The organism is Fodinicurvata sediminis DSM 21159 (assembly GCF_000420625.1).
GTDB classification, from domain to species: domain Bacteria; phylum Pseudomonadota; class Alphaproteobacteria; order Kiloniellales; family DSM-21159; genus Fodinicurvata; species Fodinicurvata sediminis.
Genome location: NZ_ATVH01000015.1, coordinates 190,127 through 205,423 on the forward strand (window position 1 = coordinate 190,127; position 15,297 = coordinate 205,423).

The 15,297-nt window shown below is 60.5% G+C and carries 13 protein-coding genes; 5 read left to right on the forward strand and 8 right to left on the reverse strand.

Features of this window, described 5'->3' with window-relative positions; genetic code table 11:
* Positions 1-4: 4 nt before the first annotated feature.
* Positions 5-616, forward strand: coding sequence for a GNAT family N-acetyltransferase (locus G502_RS0111355; RefSeq protein WP_022728788.1), 612 nt, complete (start codon positions 5-7; stop codon positions 614-616).
* A 46-nt stretch (positions 617-662) separates the two neighbouring features.
* Here G502_RS0111355 and G502_RS0111360 read toward each other — a convergent pair whose 3' ends face one another.
* On the reverse strand, positions 663-1,241 hold the full coding sequence (locus G502_RS0111360) for a YqgE/AlgH family protein (protein ID WP_022728789.1): 579 nt from the start codon (positions 1,239-1,241) through the stop codon (positions 663-665).
* A gap of 160 nt (positions 1,242-1,401) precedes the next feature.
* Between G502_RS0111360 and G502_RS0111365 the strand changes: the two genes are divergently transcribed.
* Both G502_RS0111365 and G502_RS0111370 read left to right on the forward strand, forming a co-directional pair.
* Positions 1,402-3,579, forward strand: a complete 2,178-nt coding sequence (locus tag G502_RS0111365) for a protein-disulfide reductase DsbD family protein (RefSeq protein WP_022728790.1) — start codon at positions 1,402-1,404, stop codon at positions 3,577-3,579.
* 111 nt (positions 3,580-3,690) lie between these two features.
* On the forward strand, positions 3,691-4,173 hold the full coding sequence (locus tag G502_RS0111370; RefSeq protein WP_022728791.1) for a peroxiredoxin: 483 nt from the start codon (positions 3,691-3,693) through the stop codon (positions 4,171-4,173).
* A gap of 270 nt (positions 4,174-4,443) precedes the next feature.
* Here the strand turns inward: G502_RS0111370 and rnhA are convergent, their stop codons facing one another.
* From rnhA to ispH, 3 genes are read right to left on the reverse strand one after another with little or no spacing between them, the layout of a single operon-like run.
* Entirely contained in the window at positions 4,444-4,911 is a 468-nt protein-coding gene (gene rnhA / locus G502_RS0111375) for a ribonuclease HI (protein WP_022728792.1), read from the reverse strand.
* The gene (locus G502_RS0111380) at positions 4,908-5,873 is read right to left on the reverse strand and encodes a homoserine kinase (RefSeq protein WP_022728793.1); all 966 of its coding nucleotides are present in this window, start codon (positions 5,871-5,873) and stop codon (positions 4,908-4,910) included. Before G502_RS0111380 ends, rnhA begins: the two co-directional genes overlap by 4 nt.
* Before the next feature lie 15 nt (positions 5,874-5,888).
* Entirely contained in the window at positions 5,889-6,848 is a 960-nt protein-coding gene (gene ispH / locus G502_RS0111385; protein WP_022728794.1) for a 4-hydroxy-3-methylbut-2-enyl diphosphate reductase, read from the reverse strand.
* 211 nt (positions 6,849-7,059) lie between these two features.
* On the opposite strand from ispH, the gene G502_RS0111395 reads away from it, so the two are divergent.
* Together G502_RS0111395 and G502_RS0111400 are read left to right on the forward strand one after the other, a co-directional pair.
* On the forward strand, positions 7,060-7,593 hold the full coding sequence (locus tag G502_RS0111395; protein WP_022728796.1) for a hypothetical protein: 534 nt from the start codon (positions 7,060-7,062) through the stop codon (positions 7,591-7,593).
* 70 nt (positions 7,594-7,663) lie between these two features.
* Complete coding sequence (locus G502_RS0111400) at positions 7,664-8,227, forward strand: hypothetical protein (RefSeq protein WP_022728797.1); 564 nt, start codon at positions 7,664-7,666, stop codon at positions 8,225-8,227.
* 41 nt (positions 8,228-8,268) lie between these two features.
* Here G502_RS0111400 and G502_RS0111405 read toward each other — a convergent pair whose 3' ends face one another.
* The 4 genes from G502_RS0111405 to G502_RS19890 all read right to left on the reverse strand — a co-directional run bounded on the left by G502_RS0111405 (position 8,269) and on the right by G502_RS19890 (position 15,059).
* Entirely contained in the window at positions 8,269-8,499 is a 231-nt protein-coding gene (locus G502_RS0111405; RefSeq protein WP_022728798.1) for a hypothetical protein, read from the reverse strand.
* A gap of 972 nt (positions 8,500-9,471) precedes the next feature.
* A complete protein-coding gene (locus G502_RS19885; protein ID WP_022728800.1) occupies positions 9,472-10,194 on the reverse strand; it encodes a Crp/Fnr family transcriptional regulator in 723 nt (240 codons plus the stop codon).
* 71 nt (positions 10,195-10,265) lie between these two features.
* Positions 10,266-13,694, reverse strand: coding sequence for an adenylate/guanylate cyclase domain-containing protein (locus G502_RS0111415; protein ID WP_022728801.1), 3,429 nt, complete (start codon positions 13,692-13,694; stop codon positions 10,266-10,268).
* A gap of 129 nt (positions 13,695-13,823) precedes the next feature.
* Positions 13,824-15,059 carry an MFS transporter gene (locus tag G502_RS19890; RefSeq protein ID WP_022728802.1) on the reverse strand — a complete coding sequence of 412 codons (1,236 nt, stop codon included), beginning with the start codon at positions 15,057-15,059 and terminating at the stop codon, positions 13,824-13,826.
* Between the last annotated feature and the right edge of the window lie 238 nt (positions 15,060-15,297).

Below are 15,297 nucleotides of genomic sequence, written 5' to 3' on the forward strand. Positions count from 1 at the left end.
GGGCATGTTGCGGCCGTTGTTCGCCACGGACGCGCCCGGACCCGTACTTTCGTCCCGAAACCTTTTGCTGCGCTTGCCGGAGAACAAGGATTACCGTCAGTGGTCTGCCCTGCGTGAACGCAGCCGCGAATTCCTGAAGCCCTGGGAACCGAGCTGGCCGCGCGACAGCCTGACGCGCCGGGCCTATCGGGCCCGTGTACGCCAGAGCGCGATCGATGTCCGCGAGGACACTGCCTACAGTTTCCTGATTTTTCGGCGCAGGGACGAGGTGCTGCTGGGCGGGGTGACGGTCGGCCATATTCGGCGGGGTGCGGCGCAGTCCGCCAGCATTGGCTATTGGATCGGCGTTGATCACGTACGCCAGGGCTACATGTCAGAAACCCTGAGCTCGGTCCTGAAGTTCTGCTTCGATGCCCTGCGTTTGAACCGGGTCGAGGCTGCCTGCCTACCGCACAATACGGCCAGCCGTGGCTTGTTGGAGAAGGTTGGCTTCGTGGAGGAAGGCCTGGCCCGTGAATACTTCCGAATCGACGGCATCTGGCAGGACCATGTCCTCTATGCCTTCCTGGAACGCGACCGGCGGTTCAAGACTGTCCTCGAGGCCGCAACACAGTGACGCCATGGAATTTCAGGACGCCATGGCCTCCAGTACACTTTGGAATTCAGGCGTGTCCGGCCGCCCCCGACAGCTTGCTGACATCGAAGCCAAGCTTGCCGATGGCCTTGTTCCACTTTTCCTCCAGGTCAGGCTGGAAGATCAGGTCCGGGTCGGGGTCGACCGTCAGCCAGCCATTGGCCTGGAGCTCCTCGTCGAGTTGTCCGGGTCCCCAGCCCGCATAGCCGATGGCCAGCAGGCTGTGCTGCGGGCCCTGGCCATTGGCCATGTCCTTGAGAATGTCGACCGTGGCCGTCAGGGCCACTTCCTCGCGAATGCGCAGGCTGCTTTCCTGAAGGTACTCGGAACTGTGCAGCACGAAACCGCGACCGGTTTCCACGGGACCACCGAAATGCACACGGATGGTTTCGTCCGCATTGCTGCTGTCGATGCTGAGCTGCTGCAGAAGATCCGGAAAGCTCAGGCTCTCCACCAACTGATTGATGACAATCCCCATTGCGCCCTCGGCGCTATGGGCGCAGAGGTAGATGACGCTGCGCTCGAAACGCGGGTCGCTCATGCCGGGCATTGCGACGAGAAGCTGGCCTTCCAGGTAATTTGCCTGGTCTGTCTCGGAACTTGTCATGCCTGGATACCGGTCTCCTGCGCTTTTCCTGTGCCGCTTCACGCGACGCTTCGCCACGTGTCAGCTGTCTTGCTGGATAACGGCTGTAACACCATGATTATACAGATAGTGCCTCCAAGCGTTAACGCCAGGGAAAGACGTGGCAAGAACTAAATTTCTCATGCATGCCCTTAGCCGGCCATGGGCCATGCTGCCCTGGCTGCTGCTCGCCCTCCTGTTGCCCCTGTCGAATGCCTTGGCGGAAGCTGGCGATTGGGCGGAGAACGAGCACAGCCGGATTCGCCTGATTTCCGCCCAGAATGCCGTCGGCGACAGCGATGCGCTTTCGCTGGGCGTGCAGGTGGAGCTCGATCCCGGCTGGAAGACCTATTGGCGCGCGCCCGGCGATGCCGGTTATCCCATCAGCCTGGATTGGAGTGGCTCGGAGAACCTGAAGGACACCCGGCTGGACTGGCCGGTGCCGCACCGTTTCGAGCTGTTCGACCTGCAGACCTTCGGCTACGAGGAGGAAGTGGTCTTTCCGCTGAGTGTCGTGCCGGAAACGCCGGGCGAACCCGTGAAACTGCGTGCCACGGCGGATTACCTGGTCTGCGAGGAAGTCTGCATTCCCTTCGAGGAGCAGCTTTCGCTGGACCTGCTCGCCGGCGAGGCGGGCCCCGCCCGCGAATCCTTCCTGATCGAGCTTTACCGCGCGCGCGTACCCCAGGGGCCTGAGACAAGCCCGCTGCAGATCGAGCGCGCCAGTTTTGTGCAAAAAGATGGCAGCGCGCATCGCCAGTTGGTGGTTGAAGCGGCGTCCGAGCAGCCGATGGAGGCTCCGGACCTGCTGGTCGAGGGTGCAGAGGGGTACCGCTTCGGCAAGCCGGAGGTCAGCCTGCAGCAGGATCGGCACGCCGCGCGCCTGGTCCTGCCGGTGCTGGAGCGATCGGCATCGGCCGCCTCGGACCTGACGGGACGTGAGTTGACGCTGACCCTGACCGACGAGGACCATGGCCTGGAGCAGCGTCTGGTTCCGAGCCAGGCCCAGGCAGCACCCACGACAGCGGCAGGGCCGGCGACGGCGGGCGGTTCGGGTGGGAACCTGTTGCTTTATCTGGGGATCGCGCTGCTGGGGGGCCTGATCCTGAATGTCATGCCCTGTGTCCTGCCGGTGCTGTCGATCAAGCTGCTCTCGCTGGTGCGCCACGGCGGGGCCGAGCGCCACAGAATCCGACTGTCCTTCCTGGCCAGTACGGCGGGCATCCTGTCCTTCTTCCTCTTGCTGGCGCTCGGGGCCATTGCCCTGAAGCTGGCCGGCGCGTCGGTGGGCTGGGGAATCCAGTTCCAGCAGCCGCTGTTCCTTCTGGCGATCGCACTGGTTCTGGTGCTCTTCGCAGCCAACCTGTTCGGCCTGTTCGAGATCACCCTGCCGGGGCGTCTTGGTTCGGCTGCGGCTCAGGTGGGACAGGGACGCGAGGGGCTGACAGGCGCCTATCTGACGGGCGCCTTCGCCGCCGTTCTGGCCACACCCTGCTCCGCACCCTTCGTCGGTACGGCCGTGGGGTTTGCGCTGACCCGCGGCCCGCTGGAAATCCTGGCGATCTTCCTGGCACTGGGGATGGGGTTGGCCATGCCCTATCTGCTGGTTGCGGCCTGGCCGGCCCTGGCAGCCGCCTTGCCGAAACCGGGACGCTGGATGGTGATCCTGCGCCGCATCCTGGGCCTTGCCCTGCTGGCCTCTGCCTTCTGGGTGCTGATGGTCCTGTCGGTACAGCTGTCGTCCCTGGCGGCCTGGATGGCCGGCATCCTTTTCGGCCTGCTTTTGTTTGTGCTCTGGCTGCGGCACAGGCATCAGCTGTCCTATGGCCCGACGATCGGCATCGGTGGACTCATAGCCCTTGGCGCAGTGGGAATCGCCCTGCCGGGCATGCCGTTCGGTGCAGGGCCCGAGTCTCCGGCAGCAGAGTCGCGGCGTTCGATTTCCGGTGAAATTGCCTGGCGCAGCTTTGCGCCAGACGAGATTGCTCAGAAGGTCGAGCGGGGCCAGGTGGTCTTTGTCGATGTGACAGCCGAGTGGTGCATTACCTGCCAGGTCAACAAGACGCTGGTGCTTGATCGTGCACCCGTTGCCGATCTGTTGGCCAAGGAGGTGGTGGTGGCCATGCGCGGCGACTGGACGAAACCGGACCAGGAGATTTCCGACTACCTGGCTCGTTATGGCCGCTATGGGATTCCCTTCAACATCGTTTACGGCCCCGGCGCCCCTGAGGGAATCGTCCTGCCCGAGGTCCTGAGCGAAGGGGCTGTCCTTGATGCCTTCGAGGAGGCCGCCGGGGACGAGGTGGCGGCGCTGCAGTGAATGGAAACCATGGATCAGGAGCCTTGGCAGCTGGCGCCCACTCGCCTAGGGTCCCGGTGACATATCAACCGCCAGCCATGCGTGGCGCAGACAAAAAGGAATATTGATAGGATGACCATCTCTGTAGGGGAACAGCTGCCCAGCGGGAAACTCTGGATGAAGACCGAAGACGGTGTGCAGGAGATCGACACCGACGATTTCTTCGCCAACAAGAAGGTAGTGGTTTTCGCCCTGCCGGGGGCCTTCACCCCGACCTGCTCGGCCAAGCACCTGCCGGGTTACGTGGAGCATGCCCAGGAATTCTTCGACAAGGGCGTTGACGCCATCGTCTGCCTGTCGGTGAACGATGCCTTCGTCATGGATGCCTGGGGCAAGGACCAGAAGGTGAACGGCAAGGTCATGATGGTGGCCGACGGCAACGCCGACTTCTCCAAGGCGCTGGGCCTGTCCATGGACGTCAGTGCCCGGGGGATGGGCATCCGCTCGCAGCGCTATGCCATGCTGGTGGAAAACGGCGTCGTGAAACTGCTGAACGTGGAAGAACCGGGCGCTTTCGAGGTTTCCGGCGCCGAGGCGATGCTGCGGGCGCTGTAGGAGCCAGGAACGAAAAAAGGTAAGGGCGCCGCCGTTGGCCTGTGCCTACCACACCGCCCGTGCCAGGGTGCTTCGAGGCTCCGCGCTTACGCGCTCCGCACCTCAGCATGAGGGTCGTAAGTGATTGATTCAAAAACGCTCTTATCCTGAGGTGCCCTGCCAAAGGCAGGGCCTCGAAGGGGCTTTGCGCTGCCGGCGCCGTTTGCCTGTGATTACTCCGCAGTCTGTGTCGAATCTCCTGAAGTATACTTCGGTACTTTCAGGAGATGCTCAAGAAGGCGTGCCCTCCGGCTTGTAGGCCTTGAGGGCTTCGCGGGCCAGGGCGTCGCAGCGTTCGTTCTCCGCGTGGCCGCTGTGGCCCTTGATCCAGTGCCAGTCGATCTCGTGCTGTTGTGTGGCCTCCAACAGACGCTCCCAGAGGTCGCGGTTCTTCACCGCCTTCTTGCCGGCGGTCTTCCAGCCGTTGCGCTGCCAGGAATGGATCCATTTGGTGATGCCGTCGCGCAGATAGACGCTGTCGGTTGTCAGCTCCACCCTGGATGGCCGCTTGAGGGCCTCGAGCGCGGCCACGGCGGCCATCAGTTCCATGCGGTTGTTGGTGGTCTCGGGCTCGCCGCCGGAGAGTTCCTTCTCGTGGCCGCGCCAGCGCAGGACGGCGCCCCAGCCCCCGGGACCGGGATTGCCGCTGCAGGCCCCGTCCGTGAAGATCTCGATCCGGTCGCTTTCCGGCGCACTCATACCTCGAGCCCATAGGCGCCGGGACCGGAAATGTCGCGGTGGAAGCGCAGCTTGCGCCAGTATTCCAGTGGGTCCTTCGGTTCCACGAAGGCGCCGGGCGGGTGATTCAGCCAGTCATAGAGCCGGGTCAGCAGAAAGCGCAGCGCCGATCCGCGCGCCATCAGGGGCAGGGCCGTCAGCTCCTCCGCGGAGAAGGGACGGACCTTGCGATAGGCGGCTAGCAGCAGGCGCGCCTTGGTGGCGTTGAAGGCGCCGTCCGACTCGAAACACCAGGCGTTCATGCAGGTGGCCACGTCATAGGCATAGAAGTCGTTGCAGGCGAAATAGAAGTCGATCAGGCCCGAAAGCCGCTCGTCCCGGAAGAAGACATTGTCGGGGAAAAGGTCGGCATGGATGATTCCGCTGGGCAGATCCTGGGGCCAGCGTGCCTCCAGGTCCTGCAGCTCGCTTTCCAGTTCTCCGCCAAGGCCCGAGAAGACCTCGTCGGCGCGCGCCCGGCAGGTGTCCAGCAGGCCGCGCCAGCCGTCGATGGACAGGCGGTTGCGGCGATGGCCCTCGAAATCGCTTCCAGCCAGATGCAGGTGGGCCAGATGGTGGCCCACCTCCTGGCAGTGGAAGGGGTGGATGCGTCGCGGCCAGAGGCCATTCAGGAAGGTGATGACAGCGGCCGGCCGGCCGTTCAGCTCCTGCAGGGTTTCGCCGTCGCGGCTGTGGACCGGCGTGGGGCAGGGAATGCCACGCTGGGCCAGGTGCTCCATCAGGTTGACGAAGAACGGAAGCTCACTGCGTTCCACGCGCTTTTCATAGAGCGTCAGGATATAGCGCCCGCGATCGGTCTGCAGGAGGTAGTTGGAATTCTCCACGCCCTCGGCAATGCCCTTGAAAGAGAGAATCTCGCCCAGGTCATAACGCGACAGGAAAGCGCGCAGGTCGGCATCCGTAACTTCTGTGTAAACGGCCATGGGCTAAAAGGAATCTCAGGCGGCGTCGGTGTCGGCGAGGAGCCGGGGAAGCTTGAAGTGCACGTTCTCGCGCGATTGGTCGTTCAGTTCAACCTGAACGCGCTCGAACCGCGCGCGAAAAGCATCGATCACCTCTTCCACCAGAGCTTCGGGAGCCGAGGCGCCGGCCGTGATGCCGACAGTGGAGATATCCTGCAGCTTGTCCCAGGGAATGTCGCCGGCGCGCTCGATCAGGCAGGCATAGGGGCAGCCCGAGCGCTGTGCCACCTCGACAAGCCGCTGGGAATTCGAGGAGTTGGGCGCACCCACCACCAGCAGGGCATCGCATTGTCCGGCAATCTCCTTCACCGCCTGCTGGCGATTCGTGGTGGCGTAGCAGATATCCTCGCGCGCTGGCCCCTCGATATCGGGAAAGCGCGCCTGGAGCGCCTCCACGATGCCGGCCGTGTCGTCCACGGACAGGGTCGTCTGGGTGGCGTAGGCCAGTTTTTCGGGATCCTCTACCGTTATGCTGCGGGCATCCTCGATGGTTTCCACCAGCAGGATGGCGCCCTCGGGCAATTGGCCCATGGTGCCAATGACCTCCGGATGGCCGCGATGGCCGATCAGGATGACCTGGCGTCCGTTGCGATGGTGGCGCTCCGCCTCGCGATGGACCTTGCTGACCAGGGGGCAGGTGGCATCGATGTAGAGCAGTTCCCGCTCTGAGGCTTCCTCGGGCACGGCCTTGGGAACGCCGTGCGCGGAGAAGATCACGGGCACGTCGTCGGGTACTTCCGTCAGCTCGTCCACGAAGACGGCCCCCTTGGACTCGAGCGAATCCACGACGAAACGGTTGTGGACGATCTCGTGGCGCACATAGACAGGGGGGCCGTACTTGGCCAGGGCGCGCTCGACGATCTCGATGGCCCGCTCCACGCCGGCGCAGAAGCCGCGCGGGTTGGCCAGCAGCAGGGTCAGGGATGAGGTGCTCATGAATCGTGCTCGCGCCAAAGTCTTGACTGTTCCGACCCTACTCCAGGCCGGGGTTACATAAAAGAGATCATGATGATCCGGGGCTTTCGCAAGGGCGGGAAGGGAAGGCAGGCTTGCGCTGCGTTGCGGGACGTGCGAGACCAGACATCACGTTCAAGCACCCAGCGGTCGTTCAGAAGCTGCTGGCGATCCGTTATCAGGGAAGGCAAAGATGCGAAAGATCTTGAGTGCGGTTGCGATTGTTCCCCTGCTTTCGGCCTGTTCGATCCTTGGCAAGGAGGAAAACCAGGCGAGCGAGCAGGACTGCCCCGGCGTGGTGGCGCTGGAGGAGACACGGGAGCAGGTCAGTTTCGTGGGCGAAAGCCGGGACCTGACCCAGGTGGATTACAGCGCCGAGCTGGTGGACGTGCGCTATGGCTGCGAATACCGGGACGGTGGCAGCGAGATCGCCATGGAAATGGATGTGATTCTGGCCGCCAGTCGTGGGCCCGCCAATCAGGACCGTCAGGCCGAACTGAGTTATTACCTGGCGATCGGGCATCCGGGCAATCCGCCGGAGATTCTTGTGCGTGAAGCCTACAGGGCCCCGGTCAGCTTCGAGGGCAACGAGAACACCGTGGATCTGACTGACGAAGTCAGCATGACGCTGCCCCTGGCTGAGGGAGAAACTGCCAGCGACTATCGGGTTTTCGTGGGCCTGGTGCTGAGCCGCGACGAAGTGGAGTACAACCGCAACAGCCGTTGACCTGCCACGGCATGTGAGGCAACGGGTCCGCGGGTGACGACGCAAGCAACTGTCGAAGGGAAATAGGTTGATGAAAATACTCTCCTGGTCATTGAGCGCCTTTTTGCTGGCGACCCCGGCCGCCGTGGCCGCCGAGACCATGCCGCTGCCCGAAACCGACTTCGAAGGCGAATGGGCCGATCCGGGTGCAGACTCCAGCGGTATGAAGGTCCGCTATTCCAGCGACCTCGAGACCATGCGCGTCGAGGGCCAGTCCGAAGGGGCTTCCGGTGGCATGCTGCGCAACATGCGCAACGGCGAGATGACGATCTGGAGCGACCAGATGGGCGAGCAGGCCCTGCAGGGACAGATCGACGACATGGGCCTGATGGAAGGCGAGAACACCGGCGAGACCAAGACGGTGAACGGCGAGACCTGTACCATCTGGGAGGTTCAGGGCTCACAGACCTGCCTGACCGACGATCACATCCCCATGGAAGTCGAGCATCAACAGGGCCATGCCGTGCTGCGCAACCTGCAACGCACCGCCCAGGACGACAGCTATTTCTCGCCGCCGGAGGGCCTCGAGATCGTGCCGATGCCCGATGCCATGAAGAAGATGATGGAGCAGGCCGGCGAAGAGGCGCCGTTCTGAGGACCGATCCTTACAGGAACCGCTCCGCAGAGGGGCGGTTCCTAAAGTTTCCTTTGTGAAGCGATGACTTCTTGAGAGACTTGGGTGATGTCGCTTCGATCCAGGCCGATCTTCTCCAGGCTTGCATCATCGAAAGTATGCAAAACCCGCGCTGTGGCAGCGATTTGACCACGGCACAGCGCAGCTTTTGCGATTGCGATGAAGCTATAGCTTTGACGGGATGTGCTTTGTGCCAGGCCGTCAACAGAGTTGATAAAGGGGTCTGCAGTCATTGGTTTTCCCTTTCCTGCCGTTCAGATGGAGCTAAGCGGGCCGGCAACTTGCCAGGCAGGTCATCATCTGGCGTGCGGCGGCTCAGCAGCGCTCCGACTGGCAATTGTCAGGGTGCTGGGTAGATCGAGAGCAATTCCGACAAACCAACCCCTCTCCGGATAACGCCTTGAGGCACAGGAATGGGCCGCACAGGAAAAGGTCCCATTGTCTCGCACCGCAGCCAGATGATGAACTCAAGCAGGGTTGGTATTGTCGCCCCCGCCATCTCTATCGTTTCTAGAAAAGCACCTTTATGGCTTTTGAAATAAAAGCATGGCATTTGGCTGGGAACGAACGCTGTGAGATTTCTCACACTGGTTCATGAAAAAATGGCTGAATATCAGCCTGGGAAGGTGGATCAGAGTGGCTGTCGATTTTTTGTGATGCCTTCCTCCCGAGTCAGTCGTGACTCACGGCTGATGCTCAGATCTCAGAAGCCTGTACTTGGGCGTAGCTGACCCACATCGGGGCGCTTTTGCCATACGACTTGGAGAATATGCATGGTGCATGCACAAACGCGGTTCTGGAAAAACACAGCACGTGCATATGACCTGATGGTGCAGGCCAGGATTATCGTTGTTCCCCGTATAAAGTCTGTCTTCAGGGTAAAAGTCTGCCGTCAGGTTCGTTTTGACTGACTGTATAGATCCACCCTTTCCTGGTAGCGGAGTCTGGGCTTGTTGATCTGGGCTTCACAGAGGCCAATATCCTCGAGCAAATGCACGCTGAGTTTGTGCAAACCGGTTCGATTGCTGTAACGGAGTGGCGCGCTTGGAATCACGGCGTTTGCTCGCTTCGAGCGACTGTTCTCGATTTCCATCTCGATGCCTCCTTATGCTCAGAGAAGTGTCCTTGAGGACCATGAGCAGAAAGCATCACACCTAATCTTCTCTGCGCGCTGTGAGATTTAACACAGTGCTTGGAAGTTCTTCTCAACTCTTTCGTGGTGTCCCGAGAGAGGGCTCCCTGGCATTGAGAAGCAGACGGGACAGGGCCTCCACGTCGTTGATGACCAGGGCCTTCTTGCCCTGACGTTCCAGAAACCCGTGCTGCCTCAATTGGGAAAGTTCGCGTGAAACGGCTTCCCGATGGGTGGAAACGCGTGCGGCAATCTGCTCCTGGGTTGGCGCTTCAGCGATCATGGCCTTGTTATTTCTGATACCGCTCTGATGCGCCATGCGCAGCAGCTCAGCCTGGATACGCCGGTTCACCCCCAGTGTGGAGAATTCGAAAATTCGGGCTGAAAGTTGGCGTATGACGGCAGCCATCTCCTGAAGCAGATGCTCCATGATAATCGGGTAAGCATGGCAGAAAGCCCTGAAATCCGTGTGGGAAAGACAGGCAAGCTGGCAGTCGCTGCCTGCCGTTACGGAAGCCGAGCGTGGAGCGCCGTCCAGGGCGGAAAATTCACCGAATTGCTGACCCGGTCCCAATTCGCGGAAGTCCACTTGCCGGCCATCCATGCTGAAAACCAGGACAGATACAAGTCCGTGGACAATGAAGAAGACGGTTCTGGATGCATCGAACTGGCCAATGATCTCTTCGCCCGCCCGATGAGTCTGCCAGTGGCATTTATCCTCAATCTGTGTGATAACCTGCGCGGGCAGGCCACGGAACAACTTGATGTGCGATAAAGTGCGATCGGGGTCGTTCATTTTACCATCCCGCCCTTTTCATCGGGTGATGGAGCGTTGCTGCCTCGCTCGCAGATTTGCGGGCGAGTCAATCATGACAGTTTTGACAGGTACGCGGCGGCACGCTTTACGTCTTCTGTCTCTCCTCCTTCCGTAAACCAGTCGTGAAGCGGCTGCAGCAATTGCTGCGCTTGCCTGAACCTGCCCTGCCGGATCCAGAGATTCGCCAAGCGGTTTGCCGCACGGAGTTCCAGGAGTCTCGCCTGCTGGTGTCCTGCAACTGTCATGGAGTCTCGAAGCAGGTTTTCTGCGGTTTCCAGGGGTTCGTTCTGCTGCGCCAAGTACAGTTCCCCCTGCAGCCGGCGAAGATTGGCATCAAGGTGCCCAACAGCCGTCCCTTCCAGCTCGCTTTCGATTCGCTCGGCCAATTCCAGTCCTTCGGTGGTGCGTCCATCTTCGGCCAGGGCTTTGAGGAGAAGTATCTGAGAATGAAGCATCAGAAGCTTCTGGTTTTTGCCATCAAGTCTGGCAATTCCCTCGCGAATCTGTGTGATGCCGGCGTTTCGCTCACCCAGGGAGAAGCGGGCACTGCCACCAAGAACAACAGCCAAGCCTGCCCAGAGTGGCAGGCCGTATCTTGTTGCCGTCTGGAGAGCAGAGTCCGCGAATTCACAAGCCTTGGAATAGTCTCCCCTTTCGAAGGCGACCTCTGCACGCCAGGTCATGGCCTCCACGTAACTCATGGTGTGGGCGGCGTTCTCGGCATAGATTTGGGCGTGCCTAGTCCAGTCGACGGCTTGATCTAGATAGCCGAGTTGCAGGAGCGCGCGTCCTCGATAGGCAGCGCAGGTCATGCAAGCGTCATTCTCGTAGCAGGGCCCCAGATCCTGCGCGGCCTGATTTGCGTAATTATCCAAACCTCTGGAGACAAGATCATGGGCTTGCACAAAATCTCCGGCGAAATAGGCAACGACGGCAGAGGCTCTGTAGGCCTCAAGTTGGTGCCTTGGAGCACACTGGTCGGAGACGGTTTCCATAAGACGATTGGCCATTTCACTTGCCGTCTTGAGGTCGGCGCGTTCCTGGAAGTGAAGCCGTAAGCCCTGGAAAATCGGTACGGCAGCTGTGCGTACACCAAGCTTTCGCGCCAGCTCGGCGGCCTTTTCGTGTGCCGTGGCCACGGTCTTTGCGCCAGCACCTTGCGTGCTGATAAGGCTGGAGCCCAGAAGGGTCAGAAGCTCCAGTTCCTCATGGTCTCGTGGTTCGCTTTCCGGCAGATCCGCGAGGCAATCCAGGGCATTCTGGAAGTGGGCCGCGGCTTCACTTGCGGAAGAGCGCTCAGAGGCCAGCAGGCCTGCTTTCTTCCAATACAGCAAGGCTTCGCGTGTACGCTTGCCTTCGGTGAAATGCTGCGCAACCAGTTCGGGCTGCTCAGCCACAAGCTCCGGGAAGTCCTCAAGCAGGATATCTGCAAGGCGGGCATGAAGCTGCTGGCGCCGGCTTCTAAGCAGGCTCTTGTAAGCGGTGTCCTGAATAAAGGCATGCTTGAACCGAAAGCTGGCTTCCGGAGGGGTGCCGCGCGTGATGACCAGATCCGAATCCATGAGTTGCTGTGTGATGTCCAAAAGGACGGGTTCCTGATAGGGGGCAAGTTGTGCAATCAGGTCATAGGTGAACTCACGACCGATGACGGCTCCGATCTGCGCCAGCTCCTTGACGACAGGGTCACGGTCCAGACGCGCCATAAGAAGGTCCTGCAAGGTAGAAGGTATCGATAGCAGATCTGCCTGGTATGCAGCGTTCTGTCCTTCTTCGCGATGTTGCGGGTAATTCATTTCCAGCAGCATCTTGGTCAACTCTTCTATGAAGAACGGTATGCCGTCAGTCTTGACCAGGATGTGCTGTATGACCTCCTGAGGCAGCTGTCGCTCGCCACTGACCCTACGAATCATTGTCACGACTTCTTTGCGGCTGAGGCGGGTGAGGCTGATTGAGGTAAGATGGGCATGGCTGCCGATCTGGGCAGGCTCATGACTGCGTGATGTCGCCAGAAGCAAGACGGGAAGATGCTGCAGGCGATCGGCAATCTGACTGAAGAACTCGGCAGATGTCGGGTCCAACCAGTGTGAGTCTTCCAGGACCATGATCACAGGACAGCTTTTTGATAATCCGGCAATCTGCTCGAAGAGGAACTCGAAGATACGCGCTTTCTTTGCATCCGCAGAAAGCTCAAGTGAGCTGTAAGGAGGGGCAAAAGGCACTGCAAGCAAGGAAGCAAGCAGGGGAACCACTTGCGCACTGTCTGCATGAGTCTTCTGCACCATTTCCTCAAGCCGTTGGAGTTTGAGCTCCTCCGGCTCTTCGCTGGTCATGCCGGCGGCATGCTTGAGGGATTCTATGACCGGATGGAGCGCGCTGTTCGTATGATAAGGGGAGCAGTGATACTGCAGGCGGTGGAATTTTTCCTGCCCAAGTCTTTCGACCAGGGCGCCAATCAGACGTGACTTACCAATTCCTGGCGGGCCGGTCAGCAGCACGACCTGCCCCTCACCGTTCTTTGCCAGAGCCAAGCGGTTCAGCAGGAGCTCCATCTCGCTCGTGCGCCCGACCAGTGGTGTGGGCTGATACCCGTGCATGGCTTCGAAGCGGCTTCGAACATCGCTTTCGCCTGCAACTTCCCAGATATGCAGGTTCTGCGAGAAACCCTTGAGTTCATGAAGGCCCAGATCGGCCAGTTCAAATAGGCCACCCAGGAGCCGCCGTGTATGCGGACTGATCACCACTGTATCTGGGTGCGCGAGACTCTGAAGACGGGCCGCAAGATTCGGCGTTTCTCCAAAGGCGGCCTCTTCCCATGTCTCATCGCTCGTATCGCCGACGACGACGAGACCTGTTGCAATGCCAATGCGGCAACTCAACTTCTCCGTCATGTCGGGGTAAAGCATCAGGCCTCCGGAGATGATCTCCAAAGCGGCCCGCACAGCCCGTTCTCCATCATCTTCATGCACGCGCGGCCAGCCGAAATAGACCATGATTCCGTCCCCCATGTAGCTGGCGATATGTCCGTCCCAGCGCTTGATCACTTGGGCACAGGCCTTGTGATATTGCCTGATGACCTGGCGCATTTCCTCGGGATCCAGCCTGGCGGCGAGCGAACTGGATCCGACAAGGTCACAGAACATCACGGTGATCTGCCGCCTTTCGGCACGTGTGCCTTGGGATGGTCCGTCCTCGTCCTCTTGGGAGGGCGCGCTTCTGCTCTGCGCTGTTGCAATTCCATCCTGCTGCGCCAGGGCTCTCAGGAGTTTCTTTCTGGGGCCGAGCGGAAGGCCCAGGGATTTCAGGTCCTGCTCCCCGAGTTCCGGCAGGATATCCAGATCGATTTCCTGTTGCCGGAACAGACTCTCATAGTGTTCCAGTCCCAATCCCTGCAGCCAGATGCTCAGATCCAGTGTCCCCTCCCAGCCCTGTTTCTTGTTGAATAATATCTGCACACAGGCATTGAAAGAAGCTGTCGCCATGCAATTTTCAGATGCTAAAGGGAGAATCTTGCAGCCCGGAGCAAGCGATAACTATCTGTCAGCGAAGAAAAAAACCTGTACAGCTAAGCTATGCAGATTATTGGAAGATGTCTGAGATAATCGAAGTTACTACTTTTGCGTCGCTCTGAAATCCCGCCGAAAGGCGAGCCCATAAAGCGTTATGCCGACCAGGCAATAGGCGGCACAGCCGGCCAGAAGGGCGTTGACGCTGACGCCGAAGTCGATCAGCAGGCCCAGCAGGCCGGGGGCAAGGGCTGTTGAAATGACCATCAGGGCGGCCGCAACAGCACGAATGGAGCCCAGGTGGCTGGTGCCGTAGGTCTCGGCCCACATGGCCGTGGTGACGGAGGTGTTGGAGCCGGCAGTGAGGCCGGCCAGCAGCATGTAGACCAGGGCGATCCAGGGCGAATTGCCAAGCGAGATAACCAGGCAGGCCAGGGCCAGAGGAATCAGATAGAAGGGCATCAGGCGGCGCGCCGTCAGGCGGTCGATCAGGGCGCCCGAGGCCAGGTTGGCGCAGACCGAGCTGATGGCAAAGGCGACGAAGCAGGTGGCGAACCAGGCGAGTGCCCAGCCCTTCACCTCTGTGATGTGGATCTGGTGAAAGAAGACACCGGTGTTGATGAAGCCGGAGGCCATGAGACCCGGCAGCATCATCAGGAAGAGCGGCTGGCGCACGAAGGGCCCGAGCCGGAAACTGGCGCCGCCCTTCGGCTGAAAACTACCGGCCCGCCCGCCGTGCAGCAGGAACAACACCAGAGGCAGCAGCACGCAGAGCAGGAAGAGCGCGGCCAGCAGCCAGGTGGTGCGCCAGCCGACGGCCGCTGTTACCAGCACGACGGTCAGCGGGAAGACGGCTTCGCCGGCGGGATTGCCCATGGAGGCAAAGGCGATGGCCTTGCCGCGGCTGCGTTCGAAGTGGCGGGCCATACTGGTGATGGCGGCGTGCACCATCAGCCCCTGTCCACAGAGCCGCAACAGGAAAAGCGCGATGCCCAGCATGATGACGCTCTGCACCGAAAAGGTCAGCAGGCAGGCGAGTGCGAGGCCCAGGAGTGTGGCGATGACGAAGCGGCGCAGCGGCATGCGGTCGAGCTGGGCGCCCAGCTTGATCATGCAGAGTCCGCTGGCCAGCGTGGCAATGGAGTAGACCGTGCCTATGCCGCCATGGCTGAGGTCGAAGGCGGCGCGGAAATCGGCATTGAACAGCGAGATGAAGAAGGTCTGGCCGAAGCTGGAGAAGAAGGCCAGGAGGAAACCGAAGGCCAGCAACTTGAGGCGCTCGGGGAGCGCAAAGGCGGTTTCGGCCGCGCCAGTGGAGGAAGGTTCCTGTTCGAGTGACATGGGCCCTTGGTGTAGCGGGCCTGCCCCGGGGAGCCAAGGGCAATGACCCCAACAAGGGGATCACAGGAAGCTTGTTGAGGCAGGAAAGACCGTGCGTGATCGGTTTCGAATTGTTCGGACTGTAGTACTTTCAAGGCTTTATGGGTGAATGCTCACCTGCGCTATCTATGTGATGATTTAAGAGTACAACTGTTCTTTATTTGCTATTTTTTGTGTTTCACAAGAATTCAAAATTAAA

Excerpts from the sequence above, each read along its gene's own strand:
- G502_RS0111355 (WP_022728788.1), top strand. The coding sequence starts at position 5 with ATGTTGCGGCCGTTGTTCGCCACGGACGCGCCCGGACCCGTACTTTCG.
- G502_RS0111360 (WP_022728789.1), bottom strand. The coding sequence starts at position 1,241 with ATGACAAGTTCCGAGACAGACCAGGCAAATTACCTGGAAGGCCAGCTT.
- G502_RS0111365 (WP_022728790.1), top strand. The coding sequence starts at position 1,402 with ATGCATGCCCTTAGCCGGCCATGGGCCATGCTGCCCTGGCTGCTGCTC.
- G502_RS0111370 (WP_022728791.1), top strand. The coding sequence starts at position 3,691 with ATGACCATCTCTGTAGGGGAACAGCTGCCCAGCGGGAAACTCTGGATG.
- rnhA (WP_022728792.1), bottom strand. The coding sequence starts at position 4,911 with ATGAGTGCGCCGGAAAGCGACCGGATCGAGATCTTCACGGACGGGGCC.
- G502_RS0111380 (WP_022728793.1), bottom strand. The coding sequence starts at position 5,873 with ATGGCCGTTTACACAGAAGTTACGGATGCCGACCTGCGCGCTTTCCTG.
- ispH (WP_022728794.1), bottom strand. The coding sequence starts at position 6,848 with ATGAGCACCTCATCCCTGACCCTGCTGCTGGCCAACCCGCGCGGCTTC.
- G502_RS0111395 (WP_022728796.1), top strand. The coding sequence starts at position 7,060 with ATGCGAAAGATCTTGAGTGCGGTTGCGATTGTTCCCCTGCTTTCGGCC.
- G502_RS0111400 (WP_022728797.1), top strand. The coding sequence starts at position 7,664 with ATGAAAATACTCTCCTGGTCATTGAGCGCCTTTTTGCTGGCGACCCCG.
- G502_RS0111405 (WP_022728798.1), bottom strand. The coding sequence starts at position 8,499 with ATGACTGCAGACCCCTTTATCAACTCTGTTGACGGCCTGGCACAAAGC.
- G502_RS19885 (WP_022728800.1), bottom strand. The coding sequence starts at position 10,194 with ATGAACGACCCCGATCGCACTTTATCGCACATCAAGTTGTTCCGTGGC.
- G502_RS0111415 (WP_022728801.1), bottom strand. The coding sequence starts at position 13,694 with ATGGCGACAGCTTCTTTCAATGCCTGTGTGCAGATATTATTCAACAAG.
- G502_RS19890 (WP_022728802.1), bottom strand. The coding sequence starts at position 15,059 with ATGTCACTCGAACAGGAACCTTCCTCCACTGGCGCGGCCGAAACCGCC.